Source organism: Nostoc sp. DSM 114167 (assembly GCF_052692655.1).
Map to the genome: position 1 here is coordinate 6,849,374 of NZ_CP195116.1, position 25,973 is coordinate 6,875,346.

21 protein-coding genes and 1 pseudogene are annotated in these 25,973 nt (G+C 43.8%); 13 read left to right on the plus strand and 9 right to left on the minus strand.

The genetic code is table 11. The features are described 5' to 3' along the window. Positions 1-149 precede the first annotated feature (149 nt). The 7 genes from NSTC731_RS28930 to grpE all read right to left on the minus strand — a co-directional run bounded on the left by NSTC731_RS28930 (position 150) and on the right by grpE (position 10,058). Complete coding sequence (locus NSTC731_RS28930) at positions 150-1,739, minus strand: glycoside hydrolase family 57 protein (RefSeq protein WP_445627958.1); 1,590 nt, start codon at positions 1,737-1,739, stop codon at positions 150-152. Between the two features lie 807 nt (positions 1,740-2,546). Further along, a complete protein-coding gene (locus tag NSTC731_RS28935) occupies positions 2,547-3,329 on the minus strand; it encodes a Uma2 family endonuclease (protein ID WP_445627959.1) in 783 nt (260 codons plus the stop codon). 441 nt (positions 3,330-3,770) lie between these two features. Further along, the gene (rsgA, locus tag NSTC731_RS28940) at positions 3,771-4,916 is read right to left on the minus strand and encodes a small ribosomal subunit biogenesis GTPase RsgA (protein ID WP_445627960.1); all 1,146 of its coding nucleotides are present in this window, start codon (positions 4,914-4,916) and stop codon (positions 3,771-3,773) included. Beyond that, positions 4,913-5,170 (minus strand): sulfurtransferase TusA family protein, encoded by a 258-nt coding sequence (locus NSTC731_RS28945; protein ID WP_099102520.1) that lies wholly within the window; start codon positions 5,168-5,170, stop codon positions 4,913-4,915. The genes rsgA and NSTC731_RS28945 overlap by 4 nt, the downstream gene beginning before the upstream one ends. Further along, a complete protein-coding gene (dnaJ, locus tag NSTC731_RS28950) occupies positions 5,170-6,297 on the minus strand; it encodes a molecular chaperone DnaJ (protein ID WP_322668135.1) in 1,128 nt (375 codons plus the stop codon). Before dnaJ ends, NSTC731_RS28945 begins: the two co-directional genes overlap by 1 nt. A 767-nt stretch (positions 6,298-7,064) precedes the next feature. Then, the gene (gene dnaK, locus NSTC731_RS28955; protein WP_445632197.1) at positions 7,065-9,023 is read right to left on the minus strand and encodes a molecular chaperone DnaK; all 1,959 of its coding nucleotides are present in this window, start codon (positions 9,021-9,023) and stop codon (positions 7,065-7,067) included. 330 nt (positions 9,024-9,353) lie between these two features. After that, the gene (gene grpE, locus NSTC731_RS28960; RefSeq protein ID WP_445627961.1) at positions 9,354-10,058 is read right to left on the minus strand and encodes a nucleotide exchange factor GrpE; all 705 of its coding nucleotides are present in this window, start codon (positions 10,056-10,058) and stop codon (positions 9,354-9,356) included. On the opposite strand from grpE, the gene NSTC731_RS28965 reads away from it, so the two are divergent. From NSTC731_RS28965 to NSTC731_RS29025, 13 genes and pseudogenes are all read left to right on the plus strand, one after another. Beyond that, positions 10,028-10,219 carry a hypothetical protein gene (locus NSTC731_RS28965; protein WP_445632269.1) on the plus strand — a complete coding sequence of 64 codons (192 nt, stop codon included), beginning with the start codon at positions 10,028-10,030 and terminating at the stop codon, positions 10,217-10,219. The two genes, grpE and NSTC731_RS28965, sit on opposite strands and share 31 nt — an antisense overlap. Before the next feature lie 251 nt (positions 10,220-10,470). Continuing rightward, on the plus strand, positions 10,471-12,477 hold the full coding sequence (locus NSTC731_RS28970) for a GspE/PulE family protein (RefSeq protein ID WP_445627962.1): 2,007 nt from the start codon (positions 10,471-10,473) through the stop codon (positions 12,475-12,477). 188 nt (positions 12,478-12,665) lie between these two features. Further along, a pseudogene (locus tag NSTC731_RS28975) lies at positions 12,666-13,796 on the plus strand (type IV pilus twitching motility protein PilT); the annotation flags it as partial. Positions 13,797-13,930: 134 nt separating this feature from the next. Further along, positions 13,931-15,154 (plus strand): type II secretion system F family protein, encoded by a 1,224-nt coding sequence (locus NSTC731_RS28980; RefSeq protein ID WP_445627963.1) that lies wholly within the window; start codon positions 13,931-13,933, stop codon positions 15,152-15,154. A 235-nt stretch (positions 15,155-15,389) separates the two neighbouring features. Beyond that, positions 15,390-15,950: a hypothetical protein gene (locus NSTC731_RS28985; protein ID WP_445627964.1), complete on the plus strand. Its 561-nt coding sequence runs from the start codon at positions 15,390-15,392 to the stop codon at positions 15,948-15,950. A gap of 586 nt (positions 15,951-16,536) precedes the next feature. Further along, positions 16,537-17,637, plus strand: coding sequence for a protein kinase domain-containing protein (locus NSTC731_RS28990; RefSeq protein ID WP_445627965.1), 1,101 nt, complete (start codon positions 16,537-16,539; stop codon positions 17,635-17,637). A 560-nt stretch (positions 17,638-18,197) separates the two neighbouring features. After that, entirely contained in the window at positions 18,198-20,246 is a 2,049-nt protein-coding gene (locus tag NSTC731_RS28995; RefSeq protein WP_445627966.1) for a protein kinase domain-containing protein, read from the plus strand. Beyond that, positions 20,243-20,431 (plus strand): hypothetical protein, encoded by a 189-nt coding sequence (locus NSTC731_RS29000; protein ID WP_445627967.1) that lies wholly within the window; start codon positions 20,243-20,245, stop codon positions 20,429-20,431. Before NSTC731_RS28995 ends, NSTC731_RS29000 begins: the two co-directional genes overlap by 4 nt. Then, complete coding sequence (locus tag NSTC731_RS29005; RefSeq protein WP_445627968.1) at positions 20,385-21,989, plus strand: sensor histidine kinase; 1,605 nt, start codon at positions 20,385-20,387, stop codon at positions 21,987-21,989. The genes NSTC731_RS29000 and NSTC731_RS29005 overlap by 47 nt, the downstream gene beginning before the upstream one ends. Beyond that, entirely contained in the window at positions 21,967-22,635 is a 669-nt protein-coding gene (locus NSTC731_RS29010) for a response regulator transcription factor (RefSeq protein WP_445627969.1), read from the plus strand. Before NSTC731_RS29005 ends, NSTC731_RS29010 begins: the two co-directional genes overlap by 23 nt. Before the next feature lie 38 nt (positions 22,636-22,673). Further along, positions 22,674-22,838: a response regulator gene (locus NSTC731_RS29015; RefSeq protein ID WP_445632198.1), complete on the plus strand. Its 165-nt coding sequence runs from the start codon at positions 22,674-22,676 to the stop codon at positions 22,836-22,838. Positions 22,839-23,124: 286 nt separating this feature from the next. Beyond that, a complete protein-coding gene (locus tag NSTC731_RS29020; RefSeq protein WP_445627970.1) occupies positions 23,125-24,318 on the plus strand; it encodes an NAD(P)/FAD-dependent oxidoreductase in 1,194 nt (397 codons plus the stop codon). Positions 24,319-24,550: 232 nt separating this feature from the next. After that, positions 24,551-25,198, plus strand: coding sequence for an HAD-IA family hydrolase (locus tag NSTC731_RS29025; protein ID WP_445627971.1), 648 nt, complete (start codon positions 24,551-24,553; stop codon positions 25,196-25,198). On the opposite strand, the gene NSTC731_RS29030 is transcribed toward NSTC731_RS29025, so the two are convergent. Then, positions 25,079-25,588, minus strand: coding sequence for a hypothetical protein (locus NSTC731_RS29030; protein ID WP_445627972.1), 510 nt, complete (start codon positions 25,586-25,588; stop codon positions 25,079-25,081). The two genes, NSTC731_RS29025 and NSTC731_RS29030, sit on opposite strands and share 120 nt — an antisense overlap. Continuing rightward, the gene (locus tag NSTC731_RS29035; RefSeq protein WP_445627973.1) at positions 25,585-25,917 is read right to left on the minus strand and encodes a DUF433 domain-containing protein; all 333 of its coding nucleotides are present in this window, start codon (positions 25,915-25,917) and stop codon (positions 25,585-25,587) included. Before NSTC731_RS29035 ends, NSTC731_RS29030 begins: the two co-directional genes overlap by 4 nt. Positions 25,918-25,973: the final 56 nt, after the last annotated feature.

Below are 25,973 nucleotides of genomic sequence, written 5' to 3' on the forward strand. Positions count from 1 at the left end.
ACTGCTGTTAATTACTTTTTGTGAAGACTATAGCGCAATACGGTTCAGTTAAGGCTAAAAGTCTGTTACCAAAGTCAATTTTTTAACGAACCGCCAAGGCGCAGAGTACGCAGAGAGAAGAAAGAGATGCTTAACTGAACTGTATTGGACTATAGCGGACGGTAGACTCGATAGTTGATTTCCGGGAAGATATTATCCATTAACTCGACTTTTTCCAGCCAACCACTGTCAATTTTACCGATTTTCACGTCTTCATAGAGCTTATTGAACCGCATTAGGTGCGATCGCGTCCGTCTGACTGCATAGGGTACCATCGTTCCTGTCCGCATAATAAATGCCCAGTCGGAAGATTGTGCTAATAACAATTCCCGCGCTGCTTGGTTCAATGCTTTCCACCCCAACTCATCTTCTGGTTCCAGTTGCGAGATTTCAATCATCCGTTCAGCAGCTTTGTGCAAATGCGGATAAACCCACGCATTCGTTTCATTCAACCAATACTCGTGGAAACCCTTAAAACCCCAACTAGACTGCGAAGGACGACAAACTTGCTGCGTCGGCTGCTCCCGCAAATAGTCTGCTAAATGGGTCATTCGATATGTTCCTTGGTCATACCAAGACTTACGGAATAGGTAATCGATGAACCAAGGGCCTTCATACCACCAATGTCCAAATAACTCTGCGTCATAAGGTGAAACAATAATTGGCGGTCGTTGCATTATACCATAGAGATGCTCAGATTGCCGCTCTCGATTATACATAAAATTAGCAGCGTGTTCTGCTGCCTTTTCTCTAGCCCAATAAGGATCGTAGAGCGCCTTATCTGAAAGACCTAAGCCACGTCCCGTAATTTTGTGATATTTAATGCCCGTGTTTTTTCGTTGACCATTGGGCATAATGTAGGGCTTGATATACTCATATTCTGCTTCCCAGCCCAAATCTTTATAAAATTCCCGATATTCCGCTGCCCCAGGATAGCCTACTTCAGAAGACCATACCTGTTGGGAAGATTCATGATCTCGACCAAAAACAGCAACACCAGTTTCTGTATAAATTGGGGCATAAGTGCCAAAGCGCGGCCGGGGACGGGCGTAAAGGATGCCATGCCCATCAGTGAGGAAATAGCGTAACCCAGCATCAGCTAGCATCCGCTCTAAACCTTCATAGTAGGCACATTCCGGCAACCAAATGCCTCTAGGTGCTTGTCCAAAGGTTTGTTCGTAATGTTCGCAGGCTACCTTAATTTGCGCCCACACAGCTTGGGGATACATTTTCATCAACGGTAAATAGCCGTGAGTAGCGCCGCAAGTGATAATTTCCAGGTTGTTACTGTCTTGGAACTTCTTAAAAGCTGTCACCAAGTCCCCGTCGTAGCGTTCCCATAGCTGACGCGCTTCGCTAAACTCAGTCGCGTAATGTTCGGCTAAATAACGAAGATGCCCGTTGTTGACATTATGTTCTACTTCTAGTGCTACAAGTTCTTCTAGTTGAGCTAAGTGTAATTCATAGCGTTCTTGAAGCAGGGGATCGCGAAGCATCGACACTAAAGGGGGTGTCATACTCATCGTGATTTTAAAGTCGATACCGTCTCGCTTTAAGCCTTCAAATACTTTCAATAAGGGGATGTATGTTTCTGTAATGGCTTCATAAAGCCATTCTTCCTCCAGCACGTAGTCACTTTCTGGGTGACGAACGAAGGGCAGATGTGCATGGAGTACAAGCGCGACGTAGCCGATAGCCATAGTGATTTTGGGGTGATACTTATAAGTTGAAGGTCGAGAGGTTTGGCAGAAATTAACAATATTTTAAGACTTTATGGGGATCGTAAAGTAGATTTATAGCAGTTTTCAATCAATTTAAAAGTCTTGTGCCAATCTTTCAGCCCGTTATCATTCCTGTTCTAGTTTTTGGTTGGCTTATTGCAGTAAAAAAATCAGGTTTCTAAGTTACAGTCCTTTTGTGACCTTTACGGCTTGAGAGTTTAATAATTATTTTTGAGCTACGTTCGGGTAGTTTCAGTTTCAATCAGCGCTTCGCCGCGAGCGCTCAGTTGAACGTTTAATCCACCCCTGAAATTTTCTTCTTTACGAGACGCTATGCAAACAATTTTGAATGCATAAATTTTGCTTTCTCCAATCAAGTTGAGTTGGAACGATGCCTACGATGGTCACTGAGCCTGTCCTGAGCGTAGCCGTAAAGCCTGCGGCATAGCTACGCTTCGGGCGCAGCCTCTCGTAGAGAAGGGCCGCAGCCGTACCACTTGCCTACGGCACGCTGTTCGCGTTCGTGGAAGCAAGCTACGCAAAGCGGGCGCTCCAGAAGTGCGGGCTACGCCTACGCCAGAATTATACAAAAAATGCTGAACTCGAACGCCGAAACCTGAAACAATGATGATGTGATTTTGCGATCGGCCAGCAAAGTTGCGATCGCTATTTAATTGGGTAGCTTCGTAATTCTAAGTTTGAGGTTGTCCAAGGGACTTTATTCAGATATTGTTTGGTTCATAGCATTATTTTTCCATGTCTAGTTTAGAGCTAAAATTCTATTTTTCAGAATATTTGCTCAGGATCAATACCTGCGGCTTGCAAGCGTTCTGCCAATATTGCAGCCCGTTGACGTTCTTGTTCTAGTTGTTGATTTGTTTGCTCTAACTGTTGATTTACGTGCTCTAACTGTTGGTTTGTTTGCTCTACCTGTTGATTTGTTTGCTGTAACTGTTGATTTGCTTCTTCCTCTGGCAACATCACCAGCTGTCCATCTGGGGTAAAAAAGCGTAATTTCCCTAAATATACTGCCAAATGCAGCCCTAACTGCTGACTCCACAACCAACCCGACTCATTGGGTACAAGTTCTTGGTATTGCCCATCAACTATGTGAAATCCCTGTAATTCTAGGTTATTTGGGTCAAACCAAAAGTAATCTGGAGTGCGAAATGTATTCTGGTATATTTGTTTTTTCAAACCTTTATCAACAGAGGCAGTGGAGTTAGATAATAGCTCAACAATCACATTGGGGTATTTGCCGTCTTCTTGCCATACAACCCAGCTTTTGCGGTCTTTTTTCTCTGTATCTAAAACCACAAAGAAATCCGGCCCTCGAAATTCTTCTGACTTTTTCTGATTGGCACTGAAATAGATTGTCAAGTTGCCGGTAGCATAAAAATCCTGACGATCGCGCCACCACCATTTAATCAGGCGGATAAGCAAATCAATTTGTTCGCGGTGTAAGTCAGATTCCAAGGGGGGTTCGTCACTAAAGATATCACCTGGTGGGAAAATTATACTCTCAGTGACATCTTCTAAACTACCGGTGGCAGCAAGGGGCTGAGACATACAAGATAGTTTTTTATGTTTGTCTCTATGCTATCGTGACTAACCTTTGCATTATGAGTGCGTAGGTGCAGCCTGTTATAGACATCGCACTTTTTATATCATGTCCGCTTAATTAGTTATAATTCCCGCATCTGTGCAAAAACCAGGAAACTCTCTTTCCCCCTGCCCCCCTGCTCCCTTTCAAGGGCAGGCTTTTAGGCTTTCGATAAATAGTTGAGAATGTTCTCAATTATTGAACGTAGTTTTAAGTTCTCAGACAATGGTTTTGGTTTTAAAATCCCAAAAATTTGTCTAATCAAAAAACCTGCCCCAGAAAGCCCCCTGCTCCTCGGTCACTGAGCGTAGTCGTACCACTTCGTGGAAGCAAGCTACGCGCAGCGTCTCGTAGAGAAGTGCTGCTCCCCTGCCGTCTTAATGATAAGTCTTTAACCGGACACGATATTATTCCTCATCCCGATATAACTCTTGCAAGTCTTGTAACTGAGTCTTTCGGGAAATCCGGCGATATTTTTTACTTTCTAACTTGGGTTCGTATTGACTCTGCCCTTTGCCTTTGCTTTTGCTTTTTAACTTCATGGTGGATTCTGGATCGGCTTGTTGATGTAGCTGTGTTTGATGAGCGATCGCCGCGTCCAAAAATTCTAAATAATGTTCGTATCGTTCCCAGTCTCCCCGAACGACGCACTCAGGCTCGTCTCGATGCAGACAATCACTAAACCGACAGCTAGCAACTGCTAACCGCTTTCTGGCTTCTGGGAAATAATGGATTAATTCTTCTGGTATACAATCCATGTCCGGCTGATTAAAACCGGGAGTATCAGCCAGTAAACCACCGCTAGGCAACTCAAATAATTCTATATGGCGAGTGGTATGACGACCACGAGCTAACTTTCCAGAAACTTCTCCGACTCGCAACTGAAGAGAGTCAATCAGCGTATTAATCAGGCTAGATTTGCCAACGCCGGAAGGCCCAGCGATTACAGTAATTTTATTGCTCAGGTATTTGGCTGCTTGGTCAGTATTAATACCATCTTTAACGCTGATAAATATTGGCTGATAGCCCCAACCGAGCAGGCGATCGCTAACTTGTTGTTGTTCTGGTGGTGAAATTAAATCACTTTTATTCAAACATAAAAGTACATCCAAGCCAGTAGACTCAGCTTTAATGAGAAATCGACTCAGTTGATAAGGTTCCAAAGGTGGATCGGCAACGGCAAATACCAAGAGAATTTGGTTGACATTGGCGATCGCCGGACGATCTAACTCACTTTGGCGGGGTAAAACCTCAGCGATCGCCCCCCGTCCTCCAGCCCAATCTGGCTCTTCTATTACAACGCGATCGCCTACCATCACCTGTTGTCCAATTTTTTTCAGACGTGTTCGCCGAGTACAAAGCAGCAGAGAAGGCGAGGGCAAAGAGGCATTTAAATCCAGTTTCTCCTCTGCTCCCCTGCTTACTGAGCGCAGTCGAAGTATGCTCCTCTGCTCCCCTGCCTCTCGATCCATCTGTACTCGGTAAAAATTAGCTTGTACAGCCACCACCGTACCCAATAACTGTCCAGTTACGTCAAAATTTTTCCCTGTCATTGGCTAGCAACTGGACGGCGCACTAACAGAGAAAAATAACTAGTGCAGTCTGTAATTTGTTCCACCTGATAACCTGCCATTGTCAAACTATCAGGAACCTGCTCAATCGGCTCACCAGGGTCTAACCAGACTTCTAGCAAACCTCCCAATGGCATTTTCTCCAGACGTAGTTTTGTCCGCACGAAATTAATCGGGCAAGGGGTGCCGCGTAAATCAAGTTGAGCATCGGGAGTTAAAACAGAAGAGGGCATCATCACTTAAATAAATTTCCCAAGAATCCTTCTAGACCGCCTTTACCAGTGCGATCGCCCTTAATTTTAGCTAGCTTTTCCAGCAGTTCCCTCTCCTCTGGGGTGATTTTATTGGGAATATCAATTAATACGTTCAGCATGTGATCCCCACGACTTACGGGATTACCCAAGCGGGGTACGCCGCGATTTTCCAACTTCATCACTGTATTCGGTTGAGTTCCAGCTGGAATGATTAGTTCTACTGGCCCATCTACTGTATCTACCTCTAACCGACAACCTAAAATCGCTTGCAGGTAGCTAATTTTGATTTCCGAGAGAATATTAATCCCATCTCGTTGAAATTCCTCGTCCTCATTTACGAACAAGTAAACGTATAAATCCCCAGGAGGGCCACTACGTTGACCAGCATCTCCTTCACTAGAAATCCGCAAACGCGTGCCATTATCCACCCCCGCTGGAATAGTAATTTTGAGTTTCTTTGTGACTTGATTTGCACCCTTACCATCACATGCGTCACACTTATCTTCAATTACCATCCCTGTGCCATTACAGGTGGGACAAGTCGAGACCTGGGTGAAACTGCCAAAGGGTGTTCTAGTCACACGCCGTACTTGAGCCGAACCGCCACAAGTCGAACAAGTCCGAGGGCGGGTTCCAGGTTTAGCACCAGAACCGCTACAAACTTCGCAATTTTCTAGATGGGAAATGCGAATTTCTTTTTCGCCGCCAAATATGGCTTCCCGAAAGTCTAACTTCAAATCTAGCCGCAGGTCATCACCCCTGGCGGGCCCACTGCGGCGTCTTTGTTGGGTGGGATTACCCATACCGCCAGCAAAGCCACTAAAAATGCTTTCAAAGATATCAGCAAAACCACCCATATCGCCGACATCTTGAAAACCCGCGCCAGCACCAGATACACCCTCTGGACCAAAGCGATCGTAACGAGCGCGGGTTTCGGGTTCTGAGAGTACCTCATAAGCGCGGTTAATTTCTTTAAAGCGATCCTCCGCCCCCGGTTCTTTGTTCACATCTGGGTGATATTTCCGGGCTAGACGGCGATAGGCTTGTTTGATTTCTTCTTTGTCAGTGTCACGAGAGACACCCAGGATTTCATAATAGTCGCGGGCCATATAGCAAAGGTAAAAGTTAGAAGGAAGAAAGCAGAAGTCAGTAGAACGTCATTCACGGTCACTTGCTACCCTATGGATTAAGTGTTATTGCCTACAGAGATGCAAGAGCAACACATTATCCTTTAGAGGGCGGCTTGCCGGAGGGCAGGCAGAAGATAAAATTAATTTTTATTAATAACTGATTTTACCCTTTACCTTTTACAAAAATCACCGACAAATCTTGAGCAACAGGTGCTTTCCTCGTGGGAGACGACAAAAGCTATAGAAGTTAGGAACAGGGGGAGCCTCTGCTCAGACTTCTCACTGCCGAGTCGGCTGTCTCTTTTACAATTGTGCTACGTAGGAGAGGAAAACCTCGCCCATCAACCAGAGGGGCTAGCCGCACCATTAGGTGTGGAAAACCACCCTTATGCAATGGAAGTGGCTCTGAACTTGCACATTGCCCAGCCCAAAGTAATTTGCTTCTACAATCTAGCAAAGGACTGAGGTCTTGTGAAACTTCGTTAAATATTTAAATATATTAAAATATCTTAATAAAAATTTGCAAATTAGGATATTGGGAATTGGGGATTGGGAATTGGGGAGGCAGTGCGGTCTTCTTCCTTGGCGCTAGCCTCTCCCTTTGGGAGAAGGGGAGACCCCATCGCCCTTGGCGTCTCCCCAAGTGGAGCAACTGCCGTCATTGGGCACTCAAAAGAGGCACAGGGGAAAACTAATCTCCCTGCTCCCTTGCTTCTTCCCCATGCCCCATACCCAATGCCCATTCCCTAATCTATCGCCTCATAATCAGCCTGAGCTGTACTTTCTTCGTCAAAATCAAAGTTGAATTGTGGTATTAGCGTGCCATTCATTGGTGAGTCTACTTCTGGGGTAAAGTGACTAGATGAACCCCCCTCAATCTCATCAGTTTGGCTGTTAGCTCGATTGTAGACATCAGCACCAATTGCAAACAAGGTTTGTTGGAAGTCGTCTAAGCGCTGCTTAAATTCCACTGGGGAAATGCTGGAGTCAATCATTGCAGCTTGGAGTTGTGCAACTTTTTCACTGGCCAAGGTCTTCATCTGGTCGCCGATAAAGTTGCTATTATCCTTGATTGTAGATTCATAACTGAACAACAAATTATCTGCTTGGTTTTTGAGTTCAACCAGTTCTTTACGTCTTCTATCTTCTTCGGAAAACAGTTCGGCCTCTTGGCGCATCCGTTCGACTTCGTTGCTACTCAAACCACCTGTATTGGTAATCCTGATACTCTGTTCTCTACCTGTACCTTTATCTTGGGCAGAAACCTTGAGGATGCCGTTGACATCAATTTCAAAGGATACTTCAATTTGCGGTACACCACGGGGCGATGGGGGAATTCCTGCTAGCAAAAACTTGCCGAGACTCTTGTTATCTCGTGACATCGCTCGTTCACCTTGGAGGATGTGAATTTCCACTGAGGTTTGTCCATCAACTGCGGTGGAAAAAACTTGTGACCGACTTGTAGGAATTGTGGTGTTGCGTTCAATGATTTTGGTGAACACTTCACCTAAAGTTTCAATTCCCAAGGACAGAGGAGTGACATCCAATAGCAAGAGATTATCGACTTCACCACCTAACACACCTGCTTGGATAGCTGCTCCCAATGCTACAGCTTCGTCAGGGTTGATGGAGCGATCGGGAGCTTTGCCGTTGAAAAACTTAATTAGGGCGTTTTGGACTGCCGGAATACGGGTAGAACCACCTACCAAAATAATCCGATCAATGGCTTCTGGTTTGAGATCCGCATCTTTGAGCGATTGGATTAGTGGTTCGATGGTCGCTTCAATTAATTTCGCGGCGAGTTCTTCAAATTTCGAGCGACTGAGTTCCATCTCCAGATGCTTTGGCCCGGTATCATCAGCTGTGATAAATGGCAAGTTGATGGAGGTATTCACCATACTGGAGAGTTCAATTTTTGCCTTTTCCGCAGCTTCTCGCAGGCGTTGCAGTGCCATTTTGTCTTGGGAAAGGTCGATTTTCTCTTGTTCTTGGAAACGTTCCATCATCCAAAGGACGATCGCATTATCAAAGTCGTCTCCACCCAAGTGGTTGTTACCACAAGTCGCCTTCACTTCAAAAACGCCATCCCCAAGTTGCAGGATCGATACGTCAAAAGTACCGCCTCCCAAGTCAAATACTAAAATTAGCTGCTCTTGGTCTTGCTTTTCCAATCCGAAAGCTAAAGCCGCAGCTGTTGGTTCATTAATGATTCGCAGGACTTCTAAACCTGCAATTGTGCCAGCATCTTTAGTTGCTTGTCTTTGGGCATCTGTGAAATATGCTGGTACGGTGATCACTGCTTGAGTGACTTCCTCACCCAAAAAGTTTTCCGCATCCTGCTTCAGCTTTTGCAGGATCATTGCAGATAATTCTTGTGGCGTATAATTTTTTGAGCGAATTTGGACATCAACAGTCTCGTCTCGACCTTTGATACAGTTGTAGGGGACGCGATCGCGTTCTACTTCAGTATCTTCCCAACGCCGCCCGATGAATCGTTTAATACTGTAAATTGTGTTTTCAGCATTGGTTACGGCTTGGCGCTTTGCCAATTGACCAACCAAGCGATCGCCACTCTTCCCAAATCCCACAATACTTGGAGTCGTTCGTCCCCCTTCAGAATTGGAGATCACAAGTGGTTGACCACCCTCCAAAACTGCGACGCAACTGTTAGTAGTGCCTAAGTCGATCCCAATAACTTTTCCCATATTTGCCAGTATTTTTACTGAATATTTCTGCTGTAATATGTCGCGGACTAATACCATTTTGGATTTGAGATTTGAGATTTTGGATTGTGAAACATCCATTGGATAAGTGTTTCAGTTTTCCATCTGTCGCAATCATTTTTCACGCTTGGTATAACTTTTTTGCTAAGAACAAAGGCTAGCGGATAACGTCTGTGCAACCCCTGTTGCTGGTAGCAATCATAAAGTTGAAACACAGAGAGTTATCCAAAGCCTTGTCCAAGTTTGAGGTACGCGATGCTCGTCCTTGCTATAACCCAGGCACTTGAGGTCAGCGAGGCGAGCGACTACAGCTTAACTGCTGGCTGAACTCGACTGATCTTCTGGTGCAAAAGGTGTATTTTCCTTGGGAGCAGCTACTTTGACCATTGCATGGCGTAGCACGCGATCGCCCAAGTAATATCCGCGCACTAACTCTTCTAACACTGTTCCTTCAGGATGTTCATCCGTAGGTTCCCGCATTACTGCTTCGTGCAGGTTAGGATCGAATTCTTGACCTTCGGGACGCATTGGTGAGACACCCAAGCGCTTCAGGCTATCTACTAATTGTTTGTAAACGCCTTGGTAACTTTTGTGCATGGTCATTTCGCCCTCAGACTGCGGTTTGAGGTGCGATCGCGCCCGCTCAAAATTATCGACTACTGGTAGTAATTCCAAAATTGTATTCCGCTTCACCTGCAACTCTAGGTCTTCTTTTTCTTTGCTAGTGCGTTTCCGGTAATTCTCAAAATCAGCGGCAATCCGCATATATTGAGTACTACGCTCTTCTAGTTGCGTTTTGACGGACTCGATTTGTTGAGTCAGTTCTGCCAAAGCTGCCCTTTCTACTTCAGTTTTCTCAGTTGCAGCGACGCTATTTTCTGAATTGACAGCAGTATCGCCTGATACATTTGTTTGGGCCGCTACTTGTTCTGTCACCTCGCTGCCAGATTCATTGAAATTAGTTTGGGCTGGGAAGTCACTCTTCATTGCTTGCTTTACCTCTGTTGGTTCACCCAATTACTGGCTTGTATTGTTTATCTGTTTATTTTCATCGATCGTTGTCTATTCATTCCAGATCCTATTTATGGCAGTGTATCTCCACAGCTTGCAACCGTCGTCATCCACGACGTGCCACTGAGGCTGATTTTATTGCCGACAAGTTTCTGGAAGCGATCTAACCGTCCTCTTATTGTGACAAATGGTGAACGCGTTAGCCCAGACGTTACTAAGGCGGGAACCCGAACGAGTAATTTGCAATAATAGCGCCAAATGCGACTCGTCCCTCATCTTATTTGAAAATATCTTGAATGCGTGAATTTTGAATTCAAAGCAAAGCGACGTGACTCAGGACTTTTTTGGGAAATGAGAATTCTATCTCCCAGTAGGGGAATACTTTAAGCAGAGGTTCCCCCTACTCATTCGCTCATTTATGACTTACTCGTCACCACAACGGCGCAGTACCGCTCTAACTACCAGAACAGAGTTTTCGCCCTTCGGCAACAAGCTAGTGCAATCTGGCTATGTCAATACCGAACAGATGAGGCAGGCATTAATTGAAAGCCGCAAATCTGGCAGACCCTTAACGGAAGTATTAGAGTCAATCACTGGGCAACAACTATCGCCTGAGTTGCTCAGGCAATACAAAAAACAGCAGCTATTTGAACTGAAAATATTATACGGAGTTGAATTCCTCGATCCAGAAGTCAATTCCGTTGGCAACACGATGATGGGGAACCTGATTGAAACCCTCATCCCAGTGGATATCTGCCGCCGCCATCGCTTAGTACCACTGTCGAAACACGAAGACCAAACTCCGCCCTCAGTTTTAGTGGCGATGGTCGCTCCAGATAATCTAGAGGCTTCCGATGACCTGAACCGCATCTTGCGCCCCCAAGGCTTGGCGTTACAGCGCATGGTGATTACCCAGGAAGACTACCAGCAGCTAATCAACCAATATTTGGATGAAATGGCTGTTCGGCAAAAACACCTAGAACGAGAAAACTCTACAGATATTAGTCAAGATTTAGAAAATCTTGGGAATCTCGATCTTGCAGATGCTCCTGAAGAAATGGAGGCTGATTTAGGCGCAGCGATGAAGGGTGCAGAGGATGCCCCAGTTATTAACCTAGTTAATAGAATCCTGGCTAAAGCCTTGCATGAGGGCGTTTCTGATATTCATATCGAACCGCAAGAAGAAAGCTTACGCATTCGCTTTCGGAAAGATGGCGTACTGCGTGAAGCTTTCCCCTTAATGCCGAAAAAAATCATCCCGGCGGTGACAGCCCGATTTAAAATCATCTCCAATCTAGACATTGCTGAACGGCGCCTACCTCAAGATGGGCGTATCCGGCGGCTGTTTGAAGGACGTAAGGTGGACTTCCGGGTGAATACCTTACCCAGTCGCTACGGGGAAAAGGTGGTGCTGCGGATTTTGGATAACTCCTCCACCCAACTGGGATTAGATAAGTTAATTACCGATCCAGAGACTTTGAATATTGTCAAGGATATGGTTAGCCGTCCCTTTGGGTTAATTTTGGTAACTGGGCCAACTGGTTCGGGAAAAACAACTTCGCTGTATTCTGCACTTTCAGAAAAGAACGATCCCGGAATTAATATCAGTACCGTAGAAGACCCAATTGAGTACAGTCTTCCAGGGATTACTCAAGTACAGGTGATTCGGGAAAAAGGGCTAGATTTTGCTACCGCTCTGCGGGCTTTCTTGCGGCAAGATCCAGATGTGTTACTGGTGGGTGAAACGCGGGATAAGGAAACGGCAAAAACAGCAATTGAAGCTGCCTTGACCGGTCACTTAGTATTAACTACCTTACATACCAATGATGCCCCAGGAGCGATCGCTCGTTTGGGAGAAATGGGGATTGAGCCTTTCATGGTTTCTAGTTCCCTAATTGGCGTTTTAGCTCAACGTTTGGTGCGGCGTGTATGTTCTGAATGTCGTGTCCCCTACACCCCCACAACTGAGGAACTAGCTCGTTATGGTCTATCAGCTTCCTCAGATGTCGGAGTCACTTTCTATAAGGCTAACACCTTGACATTAGATGCGATCGCAGATGCCAAAGCCAAAAATAACCTTTGCCCAAAATGTAATGGTGTCGGCTACAAAGGGCGTTGTGGTGTTTATGAAGTCATGCGAGTCACCGAAAATCTGCAAACTCTGATCAACGAAGATGCACCCACAGAACGCATCAAAGAAGTGGCAATAGAAGAGGGCATGAAAACCTTACTGGCTTACAGTTTGGACTTAGTGCGTGAAGGTTCCACCACCCTAGAAGAAGTAGAACGAGTGACGTTTACTGATACTGGTTTGGAAGCAGAGTTAAAAGCCAAACGCAAGACTGGTCTTACCTGCCGGAGTTGCGATGCCACATTGAAACAAGAATGGCTGGATTGTCCTTACTGTATGACAGCTCGGTTTTAAGAATAGTCATTAGTCACTTGTACTGAGCGTAGTCGTAAAGCCTGCGGCATAGCTACGCTTCGGGCGCAGCCTCTCGTAGAGAAGTATTGGTCATTGGTCATTAGTCATTAGTCATTGGTGAATGCTTAATAACTTTAAACAAATGACAACGGACAAATGACAAATAAAAAACATTAAAAGGAAGCAGAACTATGGAAATGATGATTGAAGACTTGATGGAGCAGTTGATTGAGATGGGTGGCTCGGATATGCACTTATCCGCAGGTTTACCTCCCTACTTCCGCATCAGTGGCAAACTTACCCCCATAGGTGAGCATGTATTGACAGCCGATCAATGTCAAAGGCTGATTTTTAGTATGCTCAACAATACCCAGCGTAAAACCCTAGAGCAGACTTGGGAGTTGGATTGTTCTTATGGTGTTAAGGGTTTGGCTCGTTTCCGGGTCAATGTCTATAAAGAGCGTGGTGCTTATGCTGCTTGCTTACGAGCATTAAGTTCTAAGATTCCTAACTTTGAAAAATTAGGTCTGCCAGATATCGTGCGGGAAATGTGCGATAAGCCTAGAGGACTTATCCTGGTGACAGGCCCTACAGGTTCCGGTAAGACAACTACTCTAGCGGCAATGATTGACTTGATTAACCGCACCAAGGCAGAGCATATTTTAACGGTGGAAGACCCAATTGAATTTGTCTATGAACCAATTAAAAGCTTGGTTCACCAGCGGCAACTGGGAGAAGATACTAAGAGCTTTGCTAATGCTTTGAAAGCAGCCCTGCGGGAAGATCCAGATATTATTCTAGTAGGGGAAATGCGCGATTTGGAAACAATTTCTTTGGCGATTTCTGCGGCAGAAACAGGACACTTAGTATTTGGTACGCTACACACAAGTTCCGCCGCCCAAACTGTTGACCGGATTATCGACGTTTTCCCTCATGAAAGACAAACCCAAGTGCGAGTGCAATTGTCTAACTCATTGGTAGGGGTATTTAGTCAAACCTTGGTGTCCAAGAAAAACCCTAAACCCGGTGAATATGGTCGGGTGATGGCTCAAGAAATTTTGATTGTCACTCCTGCTATTTCTAACTTGATTCGAGAAGGTAAAACATCTCAAATTTACTCAGCAATTCAAACTGGCGGCAAATTGGGAATGCAAACTCTGGAGAAGGTTTTAGCTGATTTTTACAAAGCCGGAACGATTTCTTTTGAAGCAGCGATGTCTAAGACTTCTAAGCCTGATGAAATTCAACGTCTCATCGGTACTTCTGTACCACCGCAGGCAGCAGGTGCGAAACCTGGTACGGCGGCCAAAGCACATTAAAGGAACTGGGGAGTAATAATTTTAGATTTTAGATTTTGGATTTTAGATTGAAATTTAATCCAAAATCCTCAATCCAAAATCAAAAATAAAATTGTTTCATGCCCAATTAATAACAACTATTTTGAATTTATTTTATGCCAAACTTCGTTGCCCGTGTTCGGGATTCGCAAGGAAAATCTCGAACAGAAAAAATTGTTGCTGAATCCTTGGTACAAGCTCGTACTAATCTTAGAGATCAAGGTTTTGTAATCCAAGAACTCAAGCAATCTCAGGGATTTCAGCCAGATGTTGCCTTGAAAAATTTCCAGAATTCCTTAGTTAAGGTTTCTGTGAAAGACAAAGCCGTTTTTTCGCGTCAATTTGCCGTTTTGATGAATGCGGGAGTTGCGATCGTTAGAAGTTTGGGGGTGCTTTCCGACCAGTGTAGTAATACTAAACTGAAACAAGCCCTTGTGGAAATTAGTACCGATGTTCAAAGCGGAATGAATCTTTCAGAGGCAATGCGGAAGCATCCTGACTGTTTTGATGGATTATATGTAAGCATGATTCAAGCTGGCGAAGTTGGTGGTGTTCTAGACGAAGTATTGAATCGTTTAGCCAAGTTGTTAGAAGATGTTGCCCGTTTACAAAACCAAATTAAATCAGCACTGTCTTATCCAACGGTCGTGGGTTTTATCGCAGTTGCTATTTTTCTTGGTATGACTATTTTTCTGATTCCGATTTTTGCCACAATTTTTGTACAACTTGGAATCACATTACCACCTCTAACGCAATTCTTGATGGATGCTAGTAAATTTCTGAGAAGTCCGGGTGCTTTAGTTCTTCTTGCTGCTCTTATCGGACTGAAATTTGCCTTTACACAATACTCTAAAACTCCTGTTGGTCGGATCACAATCGATCGTTTTTCCCTGAAGATGCCATTGTTTGGTGACTTAATTCAAAAATCTTCAGTTGCCCGTTTTAGCCGGACTTTTGGTTCTTTGACTCGTTCAGGTGTACCAATTTTAACTTGCTTAGAAATTGTCCGAGATACATCAGGAAACCAAGTGATTGCCAATGCCATAGACGCAGCCCGGATGGAGATTCAACAAGGAGGCATGATTAGCATTGCTTTACAAAAAGATGCCGTTTTTCCGGCTATGGCAATTCAGATGATTAGTATCGGAGAAGAAACTGGAGAATTAGATGGAATGTTGATGAAAGTTGCCGATTTCTATGAAGATGAAGTCGAGCAAGCAGTAAAAGCAATGACCAGTATTTTAGAACCGGTGATGATTGTGGTTCTAGGGGGAATGGTGGGAACCATTTTGCTAGCGATGTATTTGCCTATGTTTGCAGTATTTGAAAAGCTGGGATAAAGGATTAATAGTTAAGAGTTAGAAGTTATGAGTTAGGAATTAAAATTTTTTATTTCTAACTTTTAGCCGCTCGCTAATTAATTTTATTCTTAACTCCTGTACAGACGCGACGCCAGTCGCTACAACGGGGAGGCAGCGCGGTCTTGGGGGTTCCCCCCATGAGCGACTGCCGTGGGAACCCCCGCAACGCGCTGGCTCATTAATCGCGTCTCTACTCCTCACTATTTAATAAACTATGACTGTGCAAAAATCTCAGTACGAAGCGAGTTTGGCAGAGTACAGCAATCATCTAGCTGCGATCGCCTTACTAAAGCAATATCGGCCATACTTGGAGATGATTCCCAGTCTGCGCCGTCCTGATGAAAGTGTCATCACTATACCTTTGCCAATTGTTCGGCTTCGCAATCCTGCTACAACAGCCTTACAAACGATTTGCTTACCCTGTGATGTGGCAATTTTGATGTGCGATCCAGAGTGGAAAATCAAAACTGGAGCAGAAATTTTAGTCTTTATTCATCGCGCTGACGAAGACTTTTCTGATTTGTTAGGACGTTGGCGACAAACCCAAGTTTATCTAGACAATGATTATGAGTGGTTGATGCCTCTGCGTCACAGTCATATTTTGAGTGAGGGAGCTAATACTGTATATCCTCTGTTTATCGTTTTTAATGAGACTTTAGAACGCATCCAAAGAGGTCTTGTGGGAGCCGAACTCCCATTTATTGTGCAAACACCGGATTTGCTGGTTGAGGAGAATCTCACAGATATTTTCTCTTCACAAACTCCACCAGCTTAGGGACTGATACCAATTCAAAATTCAAAACTTGTACTGAGTTTCGGCTGCGCGCTAATCGAGCGAAGTCGAGATTCAACTACCGCGTAGCCGAAGTATTCAAAATTCAAAATTAAGAAAGTGAGAATTAGCATAGGTTTTATGGTTCGCATCTGTATCATATTTTTTGTGAATTGGTATGACAGCAGAATTCAAAAGTAAAATACGCTTTCTACCTGGGTAACAGACGAATCGTTGTGTACCTAACTAGTTTAAAATCTGCTGTATAGTCAAAAAAACATCATAAATGTACTAAGTGTAAAATTACATATTTTTACTTCCGGCTACGCCGTCCCCTTTTGCTAAACTAGAGGGGTTTTATTATGTGTATCTTCATACAAAATTTTTATAAATACCCACGCAACAGACTTTCACCTTTACAAAACTACAAATTAGCTCTTCACACATCCGTGAAAAGACTAATTCTACAAAAATTTATTTTTACTTTTTGAAGAGTAATGAGGATTTGGCAAAGATTCAGTAATCTTACTGTTGCCAATAAAGAATTGTCATAGAATTAGAGACGTTTAAGAGCAGATATTTTATACTAATGAATCGTTTTCCTCAAAAAATAACGAATTCTCAAGAGAGCATTTCACAACAAACTCAGTTGAGTCATATGTGTGGTTCCAAACGGCTATTTCGCGATCGCTATGAAATACTGCAAATTTTAGGTAGAGGTGGTTTTGGTGTAACATTTTTAGCCAAAAATGCCGTATTACCTGGGAAGCCACTGTGTGTTATTAAACAGCTTTGTCCAAAAGTGACTAGTCCTCAAAGTTGGCAAAGGGCATGTATGCGCTTTGAAAAAGAAGCAAGAATTTTGGGCCAACTCGGTAGTCATTCGCAAATTCCTATGTTATTAGACTACTTTCAGGCAAATGGAGAGTTTTTTTTAATTCAAGAATATGTGCCGGGTTTGACTTTGGCGCGAGAAGTGCGGCAAACTGGGCCCAAAAGTGAAGCCTCGGTTAAGCAGTTCTTACAGGAATTATTACCTGTCTTACAGTATCTTCATAAACATCATGTGATTCATCGGGATATTAAGCCTCAGAATTTATTGCGGTGTGAATATGATGGGCGCATAGTGCTGATTGATTTTGGTGCAGTAAAAGAGAAATTAGTTGATGCTTGTGAAAACTCAATCAATCAAGCTGCAAATACCAACTTTATCGGTACTAAGGGATTTGCACCACCAGAACAGTTTTCTTTACGTCCAGTTTATGCCAGTGATATTTATGCACTGGGTGTAACTTGCATTTTTATGTTGACTGCTAAAAGTCCTTTAGAATTGGACTACGACCCAAACACTGGTGAAATATCTTGGCAAAAACAGGTAAATATCAGCAACAGTTTCGCCCAGATTTTAGGAAAAATGGTGAAAATCACCTTGGAGGAGCGATTTAAGACTGCTGATGAAGTGATGAAAGCTTTAAGTAATGAAAGTTATTTGCCTACTTTGGCTAACTGTTTAACTACCCAAAAATTAAATAATAAAAGTATTACACAACACGAAATTACACAAAATAAAATTACACAACATGAAATTATACAACACGAAAATTATGATGTATACATACCACCTGTAGCTAGAACTGCTAGTGCCATTCGGAAATGGAGAGCAAGAGCAAGATTCAAGGAAACAAGATAACATACAGCAGAATTCAAAATTCAGAATTCAGAATGGGCTACGCCCCGCTGCGCTAACAGGAGTAAAACATACTTTATACCTGGGTAACAGACTTAGCTTGTGTATCGCACTTTCCTTGAAATCTGCTGTATGTTGCAGCCTTTTTAGTTGAGGTATCAAATGAATAATTAATTATGGGCAATTTAAAATAGCTAAAACAAATTTAGTAAGCATTTTGACTATATTTGATAGTCAGTAATGATTTATTGATCGGGGTTTATATTCATTACTTAGTCAGTTGTCGCTTGCTAAGATACAAGCAAAATTACTATGTTTAAAAGTTCCTACCAATATTTTTATTTAAATTATTATATAATCGATAGAATAATTAATCTTATGGCTCTCGTAGTTTTCCACAGATGAGGAAGACTGACTACTATTTACAAAAGCTAACTATATAAGTAATTCCCCAATCCCCAGAACAGGGTTGATCTACCACAAGTAAGCGAGAGTCAATTATCTTAAGGGAAAGTTCGGGACAAACTTAGCCTAAGTTGTCATGCAGTCGCGCCTGTCAGATCATGATCTGCTGCTTAAATCCCGATTGCTCAAATCCCCTGAATCCCAATGGAAAGAAGTTTTGCCAAAGTTGTAGCACCCCGCTGGTGTCACTTTTAAGAAATCGCTTTCGTGTGATCCGAGTCCTTTCAGATGAGGGGGGATTTGGCAGAACCTATCTATCAGAAGACGTAGATAAACTCAATGAACGCTGTGTTATCAAGCAATTAGCTCCAAAATTCCAAGGAACTTGGTCGCAAAAAAAGGCGATGGAGTTGTTTGCCGAAGAAGCGCAGCGATTACAAGACCTGGGGGAACATCCCCAAATTCCGACTTTGATAGCTTATTTTGAGCAAGACGGCTGCCTATATTTGGTGCAGCAGTTTATTAATGGAGATAATTTGTTAAAGGAGTTGCAACAGCGCAAGGCTTATAACGCTAGAGACATTCAATCTATTTTGTTAGATTTACTACCCATCCTAAAATTTATCCACGATCGCAAAGTTATTCACCGAGACATCAAGCCAGAAAATATTATCCGCAATAAAAATGATGGACGATTAAGCCTAATTGATTTTGGCTCCTCAAAGCAATTTACCGCCAAAGTTCAGCAGAAATCTGGCACATCCATTGGTTCGCATGGTTATTCTCCCCTAGAACAAATTAGAGATGGGAAAGCTTTCCCCGCCAGCGACTTGTTCGGTGTGGGGGCTACGTGCTTTCATCTGCTAACGGGAAATTCGCCGTTTCAGTTGTGGATGGAATCTGGGTACGCCTGGGTAAGTAATTGGCGGGAATATTTGCGGAGTCCGTTAAATCCTGAGTTGGATTTTGTCATCGACAAGCTTTTGAAAAAAGATATCCATGAACGTTACCAGTCAGCCGAAGAAGTCCTGAGAGACTTGACTCCCAAACAACTCCTCGCACTGCCACCTGCGGGTAAGTCATCTGGGAAATTACCAGCAACTAAAGCACCAGTTTTACCAAAAAGCTATCCCTTACTGAGGATTTTAATCTTGGTAAGTGCTTTCATTCTGTTATTTGGATTCAGCGAATCTTGGTATAAAAATTTTCGCCGGATTCAAACCAGTTTAGTCTCTAGGTTGATTCAACAAAATAGTCCGAGTAAAAATGATGCGATTTTGAGTCAGATTAGCTTGGGTAAGGTTTCCTTAGCTAACACCCTCCAAGGACACGAAAACTCAGTTTTATCTGTCGCCATTAGTCCCGATGGTAAAACCATAGCCAGCAGTGGCGACAATGGCACAATCAAACTTTGGAATCTCGCAACCGGAAAACTAATCGCTTCACTCAAGGGGCATTTTCAGCAGGTGAATGTCGTAGTAATTAGTCCAGATGGCAAACTTCTGGTTAGTGCTAGTGATGACAACACGATTAAAATCTGGAATTTGGCAACGCGAAAACAAATTCGCACTCTTACAGGGCATTCTGACTCAGTTCATGCCCTAGCCATCAGTGCTGATAGCGAGACTCTAGTTAGTGCTAGTGATGACAACACGATTAAAATCTGGGATTTGGCAACAGGAGAGCAAATTCGGACACTAGCAGGGCATACATTCTGGGTGCGGTCAGTGGCTATTAGTCCTAATGGTGTGATTCTGGCCAGTGGCAGTTTTGACAAGACGATCAAAATCTGGAATCTAGCAAAGGGATACCCAATCCGCACACTAGAAGGAAATTCTCAAACAGTGACAACTGTGGCTATTAGCCCAAATGGTAAAACTTTAGCCAGTGCTAGCCGCGATGTCTACGACGGGCTACGCCTACGCACCATTAAACTTTGGAATTTAGCTACGGGAAGAGAACTTCGCACCTTAGCAGGACATAGCAATACTGTCACATCCGTAGCCTTCAGTCCCGATGGTAAAATTGTTGCTAGTGGTAGCCGCGATCGCACTATCAAACTGTGGAATACAGCTACAGGAGAAGAAATTCTCACATTAGCAGGGCACACCAACACCGTCACATCTGTTACCTTCACTCCTGATGGCAAAACCCTTGTTAGCGGTAGTGAAGATAACACGATTAAGATTTGGCGGTTGTCTCAGTGAGTGGAAATTATGGATTGGGGATTGGGGATGAAGCAGAGTTAGAATCTCGTTCATCCACCTTTGAATCGCCAACCATTCCCAGTCTCCAGCCCACGATCCCCAATTGCGATAAACTGTCTCAAATGGGGAGGGGTAAAAATGAGCAGCATCACCAATCATCGCCGCGATCGCAGGTTTGGGATTAAAATAACAAAACTGTTTTCGGGTTGGCAGCAAGTATTTAAAGAAGCACGCACCCGGATTTTGCTCTGGTACTTGCTGATTTTGGGGATAACATTTCTCATCGCCATTCCGGCGTTTCGCTATAAGCTCTACCACCGCATTGATGAGCGGGTTCGTCAAGATATGGTAGAAGATATGGCGGCTTTCAATGCCTTAATTAAAGGTGAAACCTTTGCTACAGAGGATGCGCGGACTGAGGACGATCCAGAAGACGTAGTAATTGGCCCGGAGCAATTGAAATGGTTGCTGGCTGGAAAAAAACAAATTGCTCCTCCCACTTCCAAAGAAGATTTGATTAAGCTTTTCAGAGCTTATCTGTTATATCGACTACCAGAGGATGATTCTTATTTCATCACCTTTGTTGATGGTGAATTTTATAAGTCTAGCCCTAGAGCGCGTCCCAAACCACTTGCCAAAGACTCACCACTCATGCAACGGTGGGCAAAACAAACTAAACCAGAACAGGGAGAAAAAGAATTTTCCGACCCCGATCTCAGTAAAATCCTTTACATGGTGGAAGCGATTAAAATTAATGGAAAAACGCGAGGTGTTTTTGTTGTTGCCCATAATACAGATGGTGAGCGAGCAGAGACACTAGAAGCAGTTTCCGTAATTATTGAAGTTTCTAGTTTAGTGTTTGTAGTGTCATTCTTTTTGGCGTGGTTGGCGGCGGGACGAGTGCTAGCTCCCCTACGGACAATTACCACCACTGCCCATGCAATTAGTGAGTCAGATTTAACCCAGCGCTTACCTACGCGAGGTAAGGGAGAACTGGCAGAACTAGCAACGACATTCAACGAAATGATGGACAGACTAGAGGCAGCTTTTGCCACCCAGCGAGAATTTGTCAACGATGCTGGGCATGAACTCAGGACTCCCATTACCATAATTCGCGGACATTTGGAACTGATGGGAGATGACCCTCAAGAGCAACAGGAAACCTTGGCACTGGTTATCGGAGAATTAGACCGAATGAGTCGTCTGGTGGATGACATGATTTTGCTGGCAAAGGCAGAACGCTTAGATTTTTTGCAGTTAGCGACGGTGAATGTAGCCGAGTTAACCCAAGAGTTATTTGCCAAAGCCCAGGCACTGGCAGAGCGGGACTGGCAAATAGATGCGGTAGCAAAAGGTCAGATTATAGTCGATCGCCAGAGAATTACTGAGGCTGTAATGAATTTAGCCCAGAATGCGACTCAGCATACTGAAAAGAATGATACTATTTCCATAGGTTCTGCGATCGCTAAAGGAAAAGTACGTTTCTGGGTAAGCGATACAGGCGAAGGCATTCCCCTTATCGATCGAAGACGGATTTTTGAACGTTTTGCTCGAACTCATAACAGTCGTCGTCGTTCCGAGGGTGCGGGATTGGGGCTGTCAATTGTCCGAGCGATCGCACAGGCGCATGATGGACAGGTATTGCTTCAAAGTCAACTAGGAAAAGGTTCAATGTTTAGTATCGTTTTACCCCTCGATTCCCCGCAAGAAATGAGTGCTTATGCCCAACATTCTCATCGCTGAAGATGAACCCCGCATTGCCTCATTTATTGAGAAAGGATTGCGATCGCAAGGTTTTACAACGACAATAGTTGCCGACGGACTGCATGTGGTGGATGTTGTCCACAGTGGGGCTTTTGACTTACTAATTTTGGATTTGGGATTGCCTAGAAAAGATGGCTTTCAGGTATTGGAAGAACTGCGGGGACAGGGAGAAGATTTACCTGTAATTATTCTCTCGGCTCGGAGTGACATTCACGATAAAGTCGCTGGACTAGAAGGAGGTGCGGATGATTATGTCACCAAACCTTTCCGATTTGAAGAACTTCTGGCGCGGGTAAAGTTGCGTTTGCGAGCTGCTAGGTTAGTGAGAGATACCCCAGAGTTTATCCTCACAGCGGGTAATGTGGTACTCGATTTGCGGACTCGACGGGTAAAAGTAGGCGATCGCTTTGTAGAATTACCTGCCCGTGAATTTACAATGGCAGAAATGTTTTGTCGTTATCCCGGACAAGTTATTAGTCGAGAACAACTCCTAGATTTCGTTTGGGGGTACGATTATAATCCAGGTTCTAATATTGTTGATGTCTATGTTGGTTATCTCCGCAAGAAACTAGGCAGCAACATCATTGAAACCGTTAGAGGGATGGGTTATCGCTTACGAACCTAATACCAATCGCGGCAATTAGTCCTTGCTAATAAAGGGAAATTCGTAGACAGGGACAGACGCTACCCATTAATATCATCACAGCTCGTAAAGACGCTCGCAAACGAGCGATCGTACTCAAAAATAGAGCCAATGACTGTATTACCAAGCCATTTCGCTTCAGAGACTTACTGGAACGAATTGAAATCCATCTAAGTCGTGGTTGAGTATGAAATAGCACAGTAAGTTCGATACACTAACTTTTAAGCAATATTAGTGCCAAGAAAACTCCTAGCGTCGAAAAAAAACCAACTCATGGAAATAAAACCTTAATGTTTTCCAACAAGTTTATCCAATTGTTAGATTGCAAGCTGGCCAATTTTCTCACCAAAGCAGTGTTGAGTTAGCGATGTTAAAACCATTCATACAAATGGAGGGTTTTGAAACCTAAACTTTCAGTTACCCTGAAGTTAGTTGCCTAATTAATATTGATTGTTCCATAACATAGAATAGATGACTGAACAAACTTCTAGAATTTGTATCCTTGGTGGAGGCTTTGGTGGTCTCTACACAGCCTTGCGGTTAAGCCAATTACCTTGGGAATCTACGCAAAAACCCGAAATTGTTCTAATAGATCAAAGCGATCGCTTCCTATTCTCTCCTTTACTTTACGAATTACTCACTGGCGAACTGCAAACCTGGGAAATTGCCCCACCCTTTGAAGAACTTTTACAAGGCACAGGGGTGCGTTTTTATCAAGGCGTTGTGTCTGGAATTGACATCGACCAGCAACGGGTAAATATCCAAGAAGGCCCGGAAATCCCTTATGACCGATTGGTGCTGGCGCTAGGAGGTGAGACACCGCTAGATTTAGTTCCTGGTGCGGCAGCTTACGCCTACACATTCCGCACCATCTCTGATGCTTATCGTTTAGAAGAACGCCTGCGATTTTTAGAAGAATCCGATGCTGATAAAATTCGGGTAGCGATCGTTGGGGCTGGCTACAGTGGTGTAGAGTTAGCTTGTAAGTTAGCTGACAGACTAGGCCAAAGAGGACGCTTTCGGATCGTTGAAATCGCCGACCAAATTTTGCGAACTTCCCCAGAGTTTAATCGGGAAGCAGCAAAGAAAGCATTAGATGCCCGTGGTGTATTTATTGACTTAGAAACCAAAGTCGAATCAATCGAGCAAAATTGCATTTCCCTAGAGTACAAAAACCAGTTAGACACGATTCCTGTGGATTTGGTAATTTGGACTGTAGGAACTAAGGTTGCGCCCGTAGTGAAATCTCTTCCTCTCAAGCAAAATCAGCGCGGCCAAATCATTACTACATCCAATCTGCAAGTCCTCGATCGTCCAGAAATCTTTGCCTTGGGAGATTTAGCAGACTGCCATGATGCTGAAGGGCAGCAAGTCCCTGCTACGGCACAAGCGGCTTTTCAACAAGCTGATTATACTGCTTGGAATATCTGGGCAACTCTGACTAATCGCCCCCTCCTTCCCTTCCACTACCAACAGTTAGGAGAGATGATGGCGCTAGGAATAGACAACGCTACTCTCAGTGGTTTGGGAATTAAACTAGATGGTCCCTTAGCATACATCGCTCGCCGTGCTGCTTATTTATATAGATTGCCAACTTTAGACCATCAGCTAAAAGTTGGTTTTAATTGGCTATTCCGTCCGATTATAGAAACACTTTCTCGGTAACTTTCAAGGTTGGGAATTGGAAATTGGGCATTGGGGAGGCAGTGAGGTTTTGGGGTCTCCCCAAGTGGAGCAACTACCGTCAACTGCCGTCATTGGGCATTGGTAAAAACCAAGATGTTTACGATGATTTGTTTTATTTCCGCCAATCTACTTAGCAGATGCTAGACTCGACCCACAGAAGCTTTGAACAAGCCAAAATCTAAAATTCAACATTCAAAATTTTCAAACTTTAATGGAACAACCGAAAGTTATTTTTTTAGATGCTGTGGGTACACTCTTCGATGTCAAAGGTAGTGTGGGCGAAGTTTATAGTCAGATCGCCCAGGAATTTGGCGTTACAGTTTCAGGCGAAACATTGAATACAGCTTTCATCCAAAGCTTTAAAACAGCGCCGCCGCCGATATTTCCAGATGCAGAACTGCAAGATATTCCCCAGCGTGAGTTTGATTGGTGGCGGATAATTGCTCTGAACACTTTTGAAAGGGCAGGTGTTCTCAAGGAATTTTCTGACTTTTCGGCTTTTTTTAGCGAACTTTACATTCACTTTGGCACTGGCGAACCGTGGTTTGTCTATCCCGATGTTTTACCAGCTTTAATCAACTGGCGGCGGTTGGGAGTTAGCTTGGGGGTGCTGTCCAATTTTGATTCTCGGATTTACTCAGTATTGCAAAGTTTGGGATTGAGAGAGTTTTTTTCCTCCGTCACCATTTCTACGCAGGTACGCGCAGCTAAACCCGACCCGCAAATTTTTGCCATTGCCTTAGATAAACATAAATGTTCCCCAGAGGCGGCGTGGCATATCGGCGATAGCATTGTAGAAGATTACCACGGAGCTAAAGCAGCTGGACTCAGAGGCGTTTGGATCGACCGTGGAAAATGAGGGAGATACTTTCAATTTAACAACGCCAAATTTTTTTAAAGTGGAATCCAATCTATCAATCCACTCTTCTGCCTCAGTCGTTTCCCAAATCAAATAAATTGTTTCTGCCCAAATACTCAGGTTCCCACTCGAACGCAACCAAACTAGTCCCCAAATATGTCCTCCATTTCCCCAGTGTTCTTCCAGATGTTGGGGCATACTTTTGCGGTTGTCTGTAACTAATATTCGTTGGGATAATTCCAGGTAGCGCAGGATATCTGGGTCAAGCGTACCTAATGGTGGTGCTTCGGCATCGCCTACGCGCAGAACATCTATTGCTGGATTGAAGCGCAAAACAGCTATCTTCAGTTTGGGCGACAAATTTTCATCAATGAGAAAACGCACCTTCACCAAGAGTTTAGCAACTCCTGCTCGCGTTGCGCCTTTAATACTCTTAAACGTTGCATCAAAGTTGAAGGATTAGCTAATGATTCTTGATAGCGCTGTTCTCGCCACTTTGCTAGCCGCAACATATAAGCATCTATTTCAACACGATTATGCAGATAGTAGGTAAGCGTAGCGTAAATTTTCTCCAAATTCAGGGAAGGTAATTCTTCTAAAATTTGCTCTGGTGAATATCCTTGCAAGTAATATTGAATTACATTATCAATACCAATGCGATGCCCTTTGATACGGATGTCATCTGGGTCTAAAAACTCAAAATAATCTTCTAGTTGCATCCATCTACCTCTGAAATGTCTTTTAGCATTATCCTAATTACTCTTGGCTAATTCCA